The 14,949-nt window shown below is 54.6% G+C and carries 10 protein-coding genes; 3 read left to right on the forward strand and 7 right to left on the reverse strand.

All coding sequences use genetic code 11. The features are described from left to right. Positions 1-154: 154 nt before the first annotated feature. Complete coding sequence (locus JUJ53_RS17245) at positions 155-2,977, forward strand: response regulator (protein ID WP_204153259.1); 2,823 nt, start codon at positions 155-157, stop codon at positions 2,975-2,977. A gap of 196 nt (positions 2,978-3,173) precedes the next feature. On the opposite strand, the gene JUJ53_RS17250 is transcribed toward JUJ53_RS17245, so the two are convergent. Further along, positions 3,174-3,440 (reverse strand): DUF4926 domain-containing protein, encoded by a 267-nt coding sequence (locus JUJ53_RS17250; RefSeq protein ID WP_204153260.1) that lies wholly within the window; start codon positions 3,438-3,440, stop codon positions 3,174-3,176. Next, positions 3,437-3,757, reverse strand: a complete 321-nt coding sequence (locus tag JUJ53_RS17255; protein ID WP_204153261.1) for a DUF6883 domain-containing protein — start codon at positions 3,755-3,757, stop codon at positions 3,437-3,439. Before JUJ53_RS17255 ends, JUJ53_RS17250 begins: the two co-directional genes overlap by 4 nt. Positions 3,758-4,308: 551 nt before the next feature. On the opposite strand from JUJ53_RS17255, the gene JUJ53_RS17260 reads away from it, so the two are divergent. Beyond that, positions 4,309-5,031, forward strand: a complete 723-nt coding sequence (locus JUJ53_RS17260) for a DUF4079 domain-containing protein (RefSeq protein WP_204153262.1) — start codon at positions 4,309-4,311, stop codon at positions 5,029-5,031. Between the two features lie 57 nt (positions 5,032-5,088). On the opposite strand, the gene pheT is transcribed toward JUJ53_RS17260, so the two are convergent. Further along, positions 5,089-7,539, reverse strand: coding sequence for a phenylalanine--tRNA ligase subunit beta (pheT, locus tag JUJ53_RS17265; RefSeq protein WP_204153263.1), 2,451 nt, complete (start codon positions 7,537-7,539; stop codon positions 5,089-5,091). Positions 7,540-8,510: 971 nt separating this feature from the next. On the opposite strand from pheT, the gene JUJ53_RS17270 reads away from it, so the two are divergent. Continuing rightward, positions 8,511-8,915: a hypothetical protein gene (locus JUJ53_RS17270; protein WP_204153264.1), complete on the forward strand. Its 405-nt coding sequence runs from the start codon at positions 8,511-8,513 to the stop codon at positions 8,913-8,915. Between the two features lie 143 nt (positions 8,916-9,058). Here JUJ53_RS17270 and atpC read toward each other — a convergent pair whose 3' ends face one another. From atpC to JUJ53_RS17290, 4 genes are all read right to left on the reverse strand, one after another. Next, complete coding sequence (gene atpC, locus JUJ53_RS17275) at positions 9,059-9,472, reverse strand: ATP synthase F1 subunit epsilon (protein ID WP_204153265.1); 414 nt, start codon at positions 9,470-9,472, stop codon at positions 9,059-9,061. 81 nt (positions 9,473-9,553) lie between these two features. Then, the gene (gene atpD, locus JUJ53_RS17280; protein WP_204153266.1) at positions 9,554-11,008 is read right to left on the reverse strand and encodes a F0F1 ATP synthase subunit beta; all 1,455 of its coding nucleotides are present in this window, start codon (positions 11,006-11,008) and stop codon (positions 9,554-9,556) included. 400 nt (positions 11,009-11,408) lie between these two features. Beyond that, on the reverse strand, positions 11,409-12,749 hold the full coding sequence (locus JUJ53_RS17285) for a TldD/PmbA family protein (RefSeq protein WP_204153267.1): 1,341 nt from the start codon (positions 12,747-12,749) through the stop codon (positions 11,409-11,411). 3 nt (positions 12,750-12,752) lie between these two features. Continuing rightward, positions 12,753-14,225 (reverse strand): TldD/PmbA family protein, encoded by a 1,473-nt coding sequence (locus JUJ53_RS17290; RefSeq protein ID WP_204153268.1) that lies wholly within the window; start codon positions 14,223-14,225, stop codon positions 12,753-12,755. Positions 14,226-14,949: the final 724 nt, after the last annotated feature.

Genomic DNA, 14,949 nt, shown 5'->3' on the forward strand with positions numbered 1-14,949 from the left:
CCTACTTAGCTGCACGTTTTGTCATGTACAGGTGCGCACCATGGTGATATCTATCGACTGCTGTGGGTTGCATGGGCTGTAGCAACCAGACAGCTTGATATATAATACAGCCCTCATAACTGACCGTACTTTAATATCTTTTTATACCCAACTCATGTCTGACACCACTGATATTCTGATCGTTGATGATACCCCTGCGGATCTTCATCTCCTGACTTACCTGCTCAAAGCGGCTGGCTATAGCCTTCGCGTGGCCAAAACGGGAGCCACGGCCCTGAAGTCTGTGCAGATGCGATCGCCCGATTTGGTGCTGTTGGATATCAAGCTACCCGATATGGATGGCTACACCATTTGCCAATCCATTCGCGCCAAAGCGCCATTAGATCACATCCCCGTGATTTTTATCAGTGCCCTAGAGCAAAGCCTCAACAAGGTGAAAGCCTTTAAGGTCGGCGGTATTGACTATGTCACCAAACCCTACGAGGCGGACGAACTGCTAGCGCGCATCCAGCTCCACCTCACCCATCAAAAGCTGCAGCACAGCATCAAGCAGCAAAACCAAGATCTACGGGCCCAGGAAGAGCGATGGCAACTGCTGTTGCAGGGCACCCAAGACAATATTTTCGATTGGAACATTCAAACCGGGGAGATCATTGCATCTGCCTCAAGCCTGCTTGGCTATGACCAGCACGAGCTACCCAAACAGTTTGATGATTGGGTCTCTTTCATTCATCCAGACGATCGCGATCGCACCCTGAAAGACCTCGACGCCTATCTCAAGCAAGAGCTGCCGAAGCATCACCTAGAAATGCGAATGCGTTGCAAAGACGGCAGCTATAAGTGGATTCTGTCGCGCGGGCAAGCTACCTGGGCTGTGAACGGTACACCGCTGCGCATGGTGGGCATTCACAATGACATTAGCGATCGCAAGCAGGCGGAACTCGCCTTAAAAAACCAGCTTCGCAAAACTCTGTTACTCCAACACATCACCGATCGCATTCGTCAATGCTTGGATGCCGATCAACTTTTTCAAACCACCGTCTCTCAGCTAGGCAACACCTTTCAGGCCAGTCGCTGCCTGATCCAGCGCTATACCGACGAGATCTTTCCCTCGGCTCCCTATGTTGCCGAGTATGTGTCCGATCCGTCCATCAGCTCCGTGCGCGGCATCACAATTCCTGTCGAAGGCAATCCCCATCTGCAGCAGGTGCTCAGCCAGCCTCAGGCGATCGCTAGCGATGATGTCTTAGCCGATCCATTGCTCAACCGATCTGCCGATCTTTGCCGGCAAATTAACCTTCAGTCTATGCTCACGGTGGCGACGTTTTACCAAGGGAAAGCCAATGGCGTGATTAGTCTGCACCAGTGCGATCGCCTTCGAACTTGGACGTTGGAGGAGATTGATCTGATCGAGGCGGTGGCCGATCAAATCGGAATTGCGATCGCCCAAGTCCATTTAATTGAGCAAGAACGTCAGCAACGCCAAGCCCTGGAACACAGTAATCGATCGCTGCAGCTAGCGAAACGAGATGCGGAGGATGCCAACCAAGCCAAAAGTCGTTTTCTGGCCAACATGAGCCATGAATTACGCACACCGCTCAATGCCATCTTGGGGTATGCCCAACTGTTAATCAACGATCTTACCCTCTCTCGCCAGCATCAAAAATATAGTCAAGTTATCCTCAACAGCGGTGATTACCTTTTAACCCTAGTCAATGACATTCTTGACCTAGCCCGCTTGGAATCTGGATGCATCACCCAAGAAGCTATCCCCTGCCACCTGCCATCTTTGATCGAATCCCTCCACAGCCTTTTCCAGCAACAAGCTAGCCGTACAGGTCTCAGCTTCACCCTCGATCTAGATGCCGACCTTCCGAGCTATGTTATTGTGGACAGCCAAAAACTACGGCAGGTGCTGATCAATCTCCTGGGCAATGCCCTGAAATTTACCCAGGAAGGCGGCGTGATTCTGCGGGTGCTAGTGGAGTCGGCATTGCTCAAGGACGACTCCGCTTCCCCTTCGGAGATGTTTCTGTCATTCCAGGTGGAAGATACGGGCATCGGCATCGCGCCGGAGGAACAGTCCTATATTTTTCAAGCCTTCGAACAAACTTCAGCGGGGCGGCGCTTATCCAACAGTACAGGACTAGGTCTCTCCATTAGCCAACATTTAGTGGCTGTCCTAGGTGGACATTTACAGGTGCGCAGTGATGTCGATTGTGGCAGTATCTTCTACTTCACCCTGCCCGTGCAAACGACGGAGAACGGTGGGACGCAAAACACCCAGGACACAACTTGGAGCATGGCGTGCCTCTTGCCCAATCAAGCCGTTCAATGCATTTTGATTGTGGACGACCAAGCCAGCAGTCAGCAGCTCTTGGTCGATGCTTTAGCACCCATGGGCTTTGAGATCCTCCGGGCAAATACAGGAAAGCAAGCCTTCCTCACCTGGCAAACCCATAAGCCTGACCTGATCTTGCTGGATTTTAGATTGCCGGATCAAGATGGGGGGCAGGTGGTGCAGCAGATTCGCCAGGCAGAACAGGCCCAGCAGCAACCCCAGACGCCAATTTTCATGATGTCGGCTAGTGTGCTAGAGAGCGATCGCTTCAATCTAGCTACCGCTGACTGCCAGGCTTTCATTGAGAAACCCATTCACCTATCCCAGCTCATCCAGACGATTGCCCAGCACCTGAACCTAGACCTTCAGCCAGCTTCCAAGCAAGAGCACTCTATCTCTCTCTCGCAACTGCTCAGCATCACCTACCACGATCTACAGGTCATGCCCCAGGATTGGATCCAGGAGCTGTATACCTTTGCCACTCAATGCAGCAGCGATCGCATTGATGCCCTGATTGGCCAAATTCCTGATGAACATAGCACCCTCAGGCAAGCCCTAGCGTACTACAACTACAACATTGATATTGGCACCATTATGAAGCTGGCGCGCCAATGCTTAGACCAATCAACCGACTAAGCGATCGCTGGGCTGGGTACCGCTGTGACCCACAAGGCTCGTGCAAGGCATAAACTCTCACATCCAGTCTACCGATGGGGAGGAAATGGATTGATCCATGTTGAAGTTGCTGTTTGCGTCCAAGGCTTCCACCACTTGTTTTCCCGACAACAAAGCTACAGGTTTGCCCCGCCCCACCTTGCCAACTTAAATCCGATCACAAATGAGGCTTGGTTACCTGAAGAGAACGCACTTGCGGCACTTCATCCGATCGCAGCGGCTCTACCGCAGACTTGGGCACGGTGACGACATCTATGGACTCACCCAGTACATTGAACACTTCGAGGATATAACCTTCTTCGATGCCGTCTGGGTCGGGAACAGTGTCAATCAACGTGGCGATATCTCCTCGCTTGAGGTTGTAGTCGGGAAAGTCTCGATTGAGTGAGATGCGGCTATACAGGGCAATAGAGAGGTTGTTCATCGTTTGGGCTTCAGAGTAACAAATTGAACTATTCCGTCTACAGTGCGTTCTATCCAAACCGTAACCGCTGCAAGGGTACCGTTAGGGCCAATGAGAGGGCCTTCGACGAGGTAGTAGATACCATATTTGTTCTGGCGATCTGGAACCGCATCGTGAGTTTGAACTAGGTTCAGAATGGCTTGTTTCAGAAGGTCGGGGTTGGTGGTGTTGAATCCAGCCTGAGCCAAAAATTTAGATTTGTCGTCTTCCCGGCGGGGAACCAGTAGGTATTGGATGAGCTTGGCATCTGGAATGATGATAGTACCTTGCAGTTTCATAGATATTCACGATCCAGCCTGGCAATAAACACCACTCAGAACAGCCAGGAAACTCGCAAGCGACGCCACACACAACTCATTTCCATAAGGTTCAAGGAATTTCTCACCTCAGTATAGCCGCGCGTCTGGCTCATGAGGCAATCTTAGATCTTCTATGGTTGTCGTCACCTGGCTAGGGGCTTCGACAGACTCAGTCCGAACGGCAACGTCATCCAAATCACGTAGATACTAAAATTTCACCACAAACCGCATCCGTCTTGTCCAGGTTTCACAGCCTCCTCTAAGGTTTACCCTCTAGAATGAGCCGTAGCGATTTTTAGGATCCTCAGCCTGCCTCTAGACAAAGCCCCATAGACTCTGGATAAACGAGACGTCTGACCCTAGACCCATACCTCTGGATGCGATCGCCATCGGCCTGGCTGAGGCATGGGGATATGACCAGGCTAGACGTTTTCTTCCTATCCAAGCGTCTATCGGTGCCGAGTTAATGAGGGCAGAGCAACGGAGGGCAAACATCATCCGGTTGATCATCCGTCAGAACAGGAAGAATCATGGAAGCGAAAGACTTGACTGCACTCATCCATCCCATGCTGGCCGTGGTGGTGGTATTTCCCTTAATTGGCATGGTGGTACGGTTGGCCGTGCTCACCCGCCAGCGACGGCTGCAGGTCGCCGATCATCAAAAGAGTAAAATTGCGCCCGCCACCGGCCCCGATCATCTACAGCTTGGTCGTTGGTTGTCCGCTTGGGTGGTGGCGATCACGCTAATTGCTTTACTCTATTCCATCGTCGTGAAGTCGATCTTACCTAACCAACTTTGGAGCGCCGATCCCTTTAAGTTTGTTTTTCTTATTCTCTTATTTGTCGCTACGATCGCCTCGTTTGTATTGTTATACATAGCAAAACCACCCCTCTGGCGCGGCATCTTTGCCACCTTGACCGGGATGGGATTGGTGATCCTCGGCTGCCAAGATGGTGTGTTTCGACGAGGCTATGAGTGGTATACCTCGCACTACTATTACGGGATTATCGCAGCGCTTTTGATGGTGTTTTCCCTGGCGATCGTGGCAGATATCTACAAAGATCGCCAACACCGCTGGCGCAGAGCCCACATGGTCTTGAATAGCATCGCGGTGCTGTTGTTTATAGGGCAGGGGTTCACGGGCACCCGAGATCTCTTGGAAATTCCCCTCAGTTGGCAAATGCCTTACATTTACCAGTGCGACTTTGAGAATCTCACCTGTCCACAGCCTAGCGATGGTGAAGGCGGTTGATCCACGGGCGATCGCTCCCTGGTTTTCACCAATCCAGAGCAGCGATCGCCCCTAGGTCTAACTGCGCGGTTCTACGCCAAACTTCTCCACGAGGGCATCCCGCACATTCCGATGGGTGGTTTCTACGTCTTCATCGGTTAAGGTGCGATCGCTGGCCCGGTAGACCAAACGGAAGGCCAAACTGCGCTTGCCGTCGGGGACGTTTTGCCCGCGATAGTCATCAAACAGAGCCACCGACTCTAGCAATGTGCCGCCCGCCTTTAGCATCACCCGCTCTAACTCCACCACCGACGTTTGCAGCGACGCATAGAAGGCAATATCGCGATCGGAGGCAGGATAGACCGAGTAGGGCTGGAAAATCGGCATCACCAGCTCTTCTCGGTTCATCTCATCAAGAATGGCATCGAGATCCAGCTCAAATCCATAGACTTCGTTGGGCAGCCCCCGCTGTTCACAGATCTGGGGATGGAGCTGTCCAAAGGTGCCCAGCCGATTGCCATGGATCCATAGGGAGGCTGTCCGTCCAGGATGCAGCAAGCTATTGCGGCGATCGGGTTGATATTCCACCGCCAAGCCTAGGCGGTTAAACAAACTATCAAGAACGCCCTTAGCCTCATACCAGGTCATGGGCGTTTCTTGCCCACTGGTCGTCCAGCGGTTCTGACGAGCGTCACCGCCCAAAATGCCGCCCACCCGATCCATTTCATCAAACCCGTCTTCGTCGCGCCAAAACACGCGCCCGATCTCAAACCCATTCAGGGCACCATTCCCCTGCTCTAGGTTGTACTGAAAGGCATCCATCAACCCCGGCAGTAGTTCCGTCCGCAAGGCGGAATACTCCACCAGCAGCGGATTAGCTAGGGCCACCTGATTGCCAGACTCGGCTTTGACCAACGAGTAATGAATCAGTTCTGTGAGCCCCACGGCCTGGCAGGCAGCCTTCAGCTTACGCACCACGGTCTGCTCAAAGGAAAGGTAGCCCGCTTCGCTTTTATCGGGGAGGGTCTCGCAAAAGTTGTTGTAGCCGTGGAGGCGAGCTACTTCTTCAATCAGGTCAATTTCGCGCTGCAGGTCGCGATCGCGGTAGGGCGGAATGGAGACCTGCCATTCGCCGTCGTTGTCGGTTGCCGCTAGGTCGCAGCCTAGGGCCGTAAGAATCCGCTCAATATCGGCAGCTTGCAGTTCCCCGACCTCCGTGGCGTCGCCGTCTTTATCTCGGGTCACCACCGTCGGGCCGAGGATATCGTTCACCCGTTCGAGGCGCAGGGTGACGATGCGCTGGGTCTGATCGGGGCGATCGTCCATGAGGGCCTGGTCACCCACGGTGCCTCCCGCCAGATCTGCGATCAGGTGCAGGGCTCGCTGGGCAGCGATCGCCAACCCAGCAGGATTGACGCCACGCTCATAGCGCGAGGAAGCCTCGGTGCGCAGGGATTGACTGCGGGCCGAGCGACGAATGGTGGCTGGATCAAACCAGGCCGCTTCCAGCACTAGGTTTTGAGTCTCGCCATGAACCTCCGTCTCAGCTCCGCCCATCACCCCCGCCAGGGCCACGGGATGGTCGTTGGCGGTAATCACCAAAGCCTGAGAGGACAGCGATCGCTCCTGCCCATCCAAGGTCGTTAGGGTTTCATCCCCCTGGGCAAAGCGTACGCCAAGCTGCACCTCTGGGCTACCGGTCACGGTCTGTAAGCGATCGGCATCAAAGGCATGGAGCGGCTGCCCCCACTCCAGCAAGACATAGTTGGTGATATCCACCACGTTATTGATCGGACGGGTGCCCGCCGCCTGCAGCCGCTGCTGTAGCCACTTGGGCGACGGAGCAATCTGCACGGACTGAATCCGGGTGCCTTGGTAGATGGGACAGGCCTCCCGTTCCGCGATCGCTAGCGTGATGGATGTACCTGTCGTTGTGTCCACCGACGGCACCTCCGGCAAATGCAGCGCCGCACCGGTAATGGCCGCCACTTCTCGGGCAATGCCCACCATGCTCAAGGCATCGGCGCGGTTGGCGGTGGAGGTGAGGTCTAGCACCACATCATCAAGGCCTAGGTAGGGTCGAACATCTTGACCGGGCTTCAGCCCATCGCCGGTGAAAACGTGAATGCCGTCCGACTCTTTTTCCAAGCCCAGTTCACTCAAGGAGCAGATCATGCCCTCCGACGGCACGCCCCGCAGTTTCCGAGGACGAATTTTCAGGTCTACCTTAGGCAAATAGCTGCCCACCGTTGCAACGGGCACAAAGAGGTTAGCCTGCACATTGGCCGCACCACAGACAATCGTTGAGGGCTGGTCAGCACCAATGTCCACCTGGCAGACGCTGAGCTTATCGGCATCGGGGTGGGGGTCTCGCTGGAGAACGCGCCCAATGACCACCCCATCTGCCCAGGTGCGTCGGTCTTCGATGTCTTCAACTTCGAAGCCAGCCATTGTTAGCACATCGGCTAATTCTTCGGGAGATAGAGTGATGTCAACTAGTTCGTTCAACCAGTTCAAGGAGATACGCATGGCTGTGCTTTAGATGTGATCGGATGGATGTGGACGTTGGTGGGTTGACCAACGCAGAACTTGAGTCCCGCGTCTTTCAGTCTTAGGGCATGGGAGCCAACCCGCATGGACTAGGCTCCGAGGCTCATCGTCTCTGCCCTAAGCCCTTGGGCTAGAACCCCGCAGGTTGCGCTGGGATCCCGCAGGTGACGACCAGCGCTGCACGACCCATTAGGGATGTCGCTCAACTCACGCTGCTGGTCTGCAGGACAAACCTTCCCTAGCGTATTCTACCGTTGAACCGCCGTCTGCCGCGCTGCTGACTGGAGAGCTGCAGCAAACTCAACGGATCATGACTGCAAGCGATCGCTTCTGCCATCCATAGGGTCATCTATCACTACCTCAGTCAGCCCCTACCTCCATCCATAGGATCATCCATCACTACTTCCATCCATTGCTACGGAGCCAGGCAACTCTCCCAGCACAAATCTTGGTCATTACGTATATTTACGCAGGCTTCACATAGTCTTCAAACCTTGGATCAGGAATTAGAATGTATTGTTTGTATCACTTTAATGACAGGCGGGAACACTAAGCCTAGTCTTGGTAGTCAATACAACCAGGGGATACTAGCCCTCCCGTTCAAGATGGTGCAGCTTGTATATCGAAGTAGTGGTCGCGATCGCTCAGTTACGAAAATCACTCTGTCCATACGGAATATCTGCCCGCCTGCTATCCTGAAACACCGGTGATACTGTACTCAATCGAGAATGTTACAGGCGATCGTAGACTAGACAAACCAAGGGCATCTCCTCCAGACCCTGGAGGGCAGGTGGAATGAGTATCAGGAGTCCAACTCGTAGGGGTTGAGCTAGATACTGACTCTCAGGCGAAGCTGGTTCTCAGGCGAATCATTATCTTAAATTGTTTCACGAGGTCAAACCGTTATGAACATTTTTCAACGCTCGGCTGTTGTGTTAGCAACCTGCGCAATGACCACTGGTGCAATGGCAACGGTGGTGCAGCCAGCTCGGGCAGACTACCAATCCTTCAACCTTGCCCCAGGCTTCACGCCCGATCCTCAAGTTGGTACCGGTCTCTCAGGCGGCTCCCATCGCACCGCAGACTGCGGTTTTACCGATTTGCCCTCTGCCCCCGACCACGTTTTGACGGTGACGCGTCCCTTTAGCTTCCTCCGCGCATCCGTAGAAGCTCCCGGAGATGTGACGCTGTTGGTGGATGGCCCAGATGGCCGCTACTGTTCTGATGATGTGAATGGTTTGATGCCAGAAATTTCCGGCTCTTGGCCCGCTGGCACCTACTATATCTGGATTGGTGATTTTGTCGGCAACCCGGCAGGAGCTTACCGCTATCAGCTCTTCCTGAGCGAATTCTAGAGGTCGAGCGATCGCAGGAGCATCTCCGCAACTCCCGCCCGCTACCCCAACAAACCAACGAGGAGGACGCCATGACGGCTCCTCCTCGTTTTGTTGATGCAGGTGTTGTAGAATAGCAGTCCTCACGCTAGAGAACTCAACCCTTAGGGCGCAGCACCGGTCACCGCTTGGAGCCTAGCCCGCGCCCGCTTCAGCGCTTGCTTAGCCTGGATTTTTTCTTGACGGTTGTCGCTGCTTTCAACTTGCTTAGCCTTGGCCTCAGCCGCATCGTAGGTGCTACGAGCTTCTTCGGGATCAATGGAGTCGCCGCGCTCTGCACCATTCACCAAAATGGTGACTTCGTTGCTTTCCACTTCAGCAAAACCACCCATGAGGGCGATCGCCACCCAGCTTTTCTCAGACCGGACGCGCATGACGCCCGTATCCAGCGCTGTCAGCAAAGGTGCGTGTCCACCCAAGATGCCCAGTTGCCCTGTCGTACTGGGCAGGATGACCTCTTCCGCATCCGAGTCCCAGACCGTTTTATCAGGAGCAATGACTCGAACAGTTAATGCCATGATCTTTTGTCACACTAAAATAGTACATATGAATAGGGGCTGAGGGTTGCCCAAGCCCGTCCCTCAGCCCAGCAGGGAATCTTAGCCCTGAGCCTTCATCTTCTCAGCCTTAGCGATCGCTTCGTTGATATCGCCGACTAGGTAGAACGCTTGCTCAGGCAGGTCATCCAGTTCACCACCCAGAATCATGTTGAAGCCCTTGATGGTGTCTTCCAACTTGACGTACTTACCAGGAGAGCCGGTGAAGACTTCTGCCACGAAGAAGGGCTGGGATAGGAAGCGCTCAATCTTCCGAGCCCGCGCCACGATCAAGCGGTCTTCTTCCGACAATTCATCCAAACCAAGAATGGCAATGATGTCTTGCAGCTCTTTGTAGCGCTGCAGGGTAGACTGCACGTTCCGAGCGGTTTGGTAGTGCTCTTCACCCACGATGGAGGGCTGCAGCATGGTGGAGGCAGAATCTAGGGGATCCACAGCAGGATAAATGCCCTTGGAGGCTAGACCCCGAGAGAGCACCGTGGTTCCATCCAAGTGAGCAAAGGTGGTGGCAGGAGCAGGGTCCGTCAAGTCATCCGCCGGTACGTAGACTGCTTGGATCGAGGTGATCGAACCTTCGGTGGTGGAGGTGATGCGCTCTTGCAGGTCACCCACGTCGGTACCCAGGGTTGGCTGGTAGCCCACAGCAGACGGCATCCGACCTAGCAGTGCGGATACTTCAGAACCGGCTTGCACAAACCGGAAGATGTTGTCCACAAACAGCAACACGTCTTGCTTGTTGGTGTCGCGGAAGTATTCAGCCATGGTCAAAGCCGATAGACCCACCCGCATCCGGGCTCCGGGGGGCTCGTTCATTTGACCGTAGACAAGGGCAATTTTCGAGTCGTTGAGGTTATCGGGGTTGATCACCTTGGACTCGATCATTTCGTTGTAAAGGTCATTACCTTCGCGGGTGCGTTCGCCCACGCCAGCAAACACGGATACGCCACCGTGTTGGGTAGCAATGTTGTTGATCAATTCCATCATGATCACGGTCTTGCCCACGCCTGCACCGCCAAACAGACCAATCTTGCCGCCGCGACGGTAGGGGGTGAGCAGGTCAATCACCTTGATGCCGGTTTCAAACACGGAGGGGGTGGTTTCCAAGTCGGTTAGCTTGGGAGCCTCGCGGTGGATGGGGGAGGTTTGCTCGTTGCCAACCGGGCCCTTGCGGTCTACGGGTTCGCCGAGGACGTTAAAGATGCGTCCGAGGGTTGCCGTTCCCACTGGCACACTGATGGGCGCACCGGTATCTACCACTTCCATGCCGCGGATCAGTCCGTCGGTTGAACTCATGGCAACCGAGCGCACTTGGCTATCGCCCAGAAGCTGTTGAACTTCGCAAGTTACGGAAACCTCTTGCCCGGCAGTGTTCGTGCCCTTGATGGTAAGAGCGTTGTAAATTCTGGGAAGTTCACCGCTGTTGAATTTGATGTCTACAACGGGGCCAATAACTTGGGTAACGTAACCGACGTTTGTCTTTTCTGCTGTGGTGACCATGTTTACGCCTATCGTGTGTCAGCTATGTCTGGATTCTTCTTTAAAGACGGTCTTGTCTTGTGGCGATTTATCCTGAACGATCGCGATCGCCATCATTTTTGCCACTTCCCAGATTATCACTGATTGACTCCTCCTCGCGCTAAAGCGGCGAGGATTCCCCAGAAGGATTACAGCATGTCTGAGCGAGGATCGACTGAGAAGGCCGATCCTCAATCCTCAGCCGCTTAGGCGACGTCAAAACGCCTTTCCATGCCGCTCGGCTAGAGACAGGACGACCCAGCTCCCGAACTTATTTCATGTAACAACAGATGATCAAGCTCTCGCGGTGGGGTTTCTGGCAAATTCCACGAGTTCCTTGAGCGACATGGGCCGGACTGAGCCGGCCCTGGGGAGCGATCGCCTATTCGCCGGTAACCGATAATCCATCGACCCAGATGCGCGGACAAACGCCGCCGGGCAGCACCTCCGGCTCCGATTCTACGTAGATGATCGCCTTGAGCAAGTCGAGGAAATCGCCAGCGATGGTTGCAGAATCCACACTGACGCGATCGCCCTTGGTCACCAACCAACCATCAAAGGGCAGAGAGAAAGATCCTTGCAGCGCATTGACCCCGGCATGGAGCGCCGAGACATCGTCAATCCAAATCACCTGCTCGGCTTCATCCAGACTGTAGGTCGTCTCAGCCGGCTTGCCGGGCATCACGTGATAGAAATGGGGGCTGACGGTGACCTTCGCGCCAATATTGGCATGGCCCGTGGGCGCGACGCCAAAGCGCTTGGCCGTGCCCGCACTGTGCAAGAAGCCGGTGAGCACGCCCTCGGTAATAATCGGCACCCGACGGGTGGGCGTGCCCTCGCCGTCAAAGGTTTCGATGGCCACGTTGTCGGGATGCAGAGCGTCATCGTAGACCGACAGCAGCGGCGAGGCGATCTCGGTGCCCAAGGACTCCGCCGTAGATAGACTTTGGTGATCCAAAATGCTCTGGGCGTTGTAGAGGTTGGAGAAAGCGCCCAGCAGGCTCAGGAAGGCTTCTCCAGAGAACACCACCCGATATTTACCCGACTTCACCTTGGCGTAGTTGAGGTGGCTGATGGTTTTCTCCGCCGCTTCGCTCAAACAGCCCTGAATATCTAGACCATCCACGCTGGGCCCCATGCGATAAGCACCGGCACTGCGGGGCTTCTTGCCCTCCTGCTCGGTTTTGCTGTAGAGATACAGCGAGGCGTAGGAACGGGCGTCTACCCGCTGCGCCCCATCGCTATTCAGGTAGAATTTGTCGATATCGCGCTGGGCCAGACCGTTGTAGGGCACACCAGCGATCGCTGGATGGGCTTGCAAAAGCTGATGTTCTGCATCCACCAAGGTTTTGATCAGCTCAGCCACCGCCGCCTGGGGAGCTTTGCTGGCGGGCATCTCGGGAATAGGCTTCGTTGCCTCTGGGCTAAAGTCGGCCACGTGGTCGGTCGCGCCAAACTGGCTGGCTTCCTGGGCGGTCTTCAGCGCCAGTTCCAGCCCCTTGGGATCCACATCGGTGGTGGAGGTGACACCCATGCGGTTGTCGTCGTTCCACACCCGCACAATCACGCTAGAGCGCTGGGATGCCTTCACCTGCTTCGGTTCACCCTGATCGACCTGGACGCTGTTTTCATCCACCGAGGAGCCAAACACGTCGTACTTAGTAATGTTCAACTGACGAGCGATCGCTTCTGCCGATGCAGCAATGTCTTGAATCTGAGTCATGGTTTAGCGACCTCCCACCGTAATTGAATCAACTTTGATGTGGGGTTGTCCCACGGTGACATAGATGCTGCCACTAATCGAACCGCAGAAGCCTGCGGCTAGCCCTAGATCCTTGGAGCACATGGAGATTTTGTTCATGATCTCCTTAGCTTCACCAATCAGGGTTGCGCCCTTCAGCGGCTTGGTGATTTTGCCGTTTTCGATCAAATAGGCTTCCGAGACCCCGAAGTTGAATTCTCCGGTGGGGCCCACGCTGCCGCCGCCCATTTGCTTACAGTAAATCCCCTTCTCTACTGAGGCGAACAGATCTTCCACGGAGTAGTCGCCCGGTGCAATGTAGGTATTGCGCATGCGGCTAGCGGCGGCGTAGGTGTAGTTTTGGCGACGACCGCTGCCGGTGCGGGGATGCCCGGTGCGCAGGCTGCCAGCCCGGTCAGACAGGAAGTTCTTGAGAATGCCATTTTCGATCAGCAGGGTGCGTTGAGCGGGCATCCCTTCATCGTCCATATCAATGGTGCCAAAGGCTTGGTCGGTCAATCCTTCATCCCAGGCCGTCAGGTTTTCATGGGCAATTTTTTCGCCCTTCTTCTCCGCAAAGGGCGTGGTTTTCCGCTCAATTTGGGTGGTTTCCAACAGGTGCCCACAGGCTTCATGGAAAATCACGCCGCCAAACTGGTTGGCCATGATGATTGGATAGGTACCCGATTCCACATAGTCGGCATAGAGCATTTGCCCCGCCGATTCTGAGACGCCCGCCGCATCGGTGCTGTAGTCCCACGTGCGCAGGAAGGCCGGATCGCCACTGCTGCCCACCCGCTTACTAATGGAGGCGCGATCGCTACCATCGGCACAGAGCAGGCTATAGCCCACGGATTGGTTGAGGCGAATATCCCGCGCAAAAACACCATCACTAGCCGCCACCAACACCTCTTGCCAATCCCGGAAATAGACTGCCCGGCGCGATTGCACATGCTTGGCTGTGGTGTGTAACGTAGCGTTGGCCGCCAGCAGCACATCACTCATCTCCCGCATGGAGCTACAGTCGGTCAACCAAGACTCTTTCTGCCGCGCCGTGGCATAGTCCCGCAGCAGTTCTAAGTTAATTGCCGGCACAAAGGAGTTGGGGGCAGGCATATTCAGCCCCAGAATCGACAACCCCTTTTCCAACGCCGTCTTCAACCCAGCAAAGGACAGATCATTGGTGCTGACGTAGCAATCGGCCTTGCCGCGAAACACCCGCACGCCAGCGCCTGTAGACAGGCTGGGCGATAGGCTAGTGATGGCGTCATCTTCGGCCATGCAGCTAATGTAGTTGACGCGCTCTAGGAAAAATTCAACGAAGTCGGCCCCGGCAGCGCGCCCTAGACCAAGCAGGGTGGAGAGGGGTGCCCGCCATGTTTCATCAAAGCGATCGCGGGGGGCGGAGTAGTCTAAGCTGGGCAGTTCCTTAGAGAGCAGAAGGGGGGTAGGTGGCATATAATGCGTCCTTAGTACTAACCGGAGACGGTGCATAGGGGTGAAAACCACAGCACATGGGCCTGTCAATCGCCAATCTGTTAAGCCCATACACCGTAGATCATCACAATCTGTTGGAAAACTTCAAAGTTCTCTCAGTCTAACAAACTTGCTTGGGTGCCTGGGCAGGGGGGCGATCCGTACCATTAGGGCGATCGCTGATGATGGCTAATACACACAACCCACAGCAGATCCAAGTGCCTGGCACTACCCAAGAACGATCAAAGCCTGATGCCTATGGCTCAGGAGGCTCATCAGTCAATCTTCCACCTCAAACCCACCGATGGAGCGATCGCCTCTCACAGTGCAGCAGTTCAGAATGTTCATTGGAACTTCAAGCAACTTGCTGAACGTAGTGCTAGGTTTGTTGACTTACATCTACCGTGAAGCAAAAATATTGAACCAGCCTGAACGTATCATTCACTCAACACCTCAATGGAAAACATATTATTTTTGAACTTATTCTAAGGTACCAAAGAGTTAATAATCGCGAACTGAGGAGTCGTTAAAATCCCTCAAGCAAAGACGTTCAGAAATCTGTTGCCAGGGGTACAGGTTAGAAAAACTCTAAGCAAACATCCCTTTTAATGGGAGCATCCCACTTTTGCAAAAACAGTGCCAAGGGGGAGAATAGAAGGGTAGCCCTAGGGATCACTCGCTATGACACCTGAAGACCAAGAGCGCT

The organism is Leptolyngbya sp. CCY15150, from assembly GCF_016888135.1.
GTDB lineage: Bacteria > Cyanobacteriota > Cyanobacteriia > RECH01 > RECH01 > RECH01.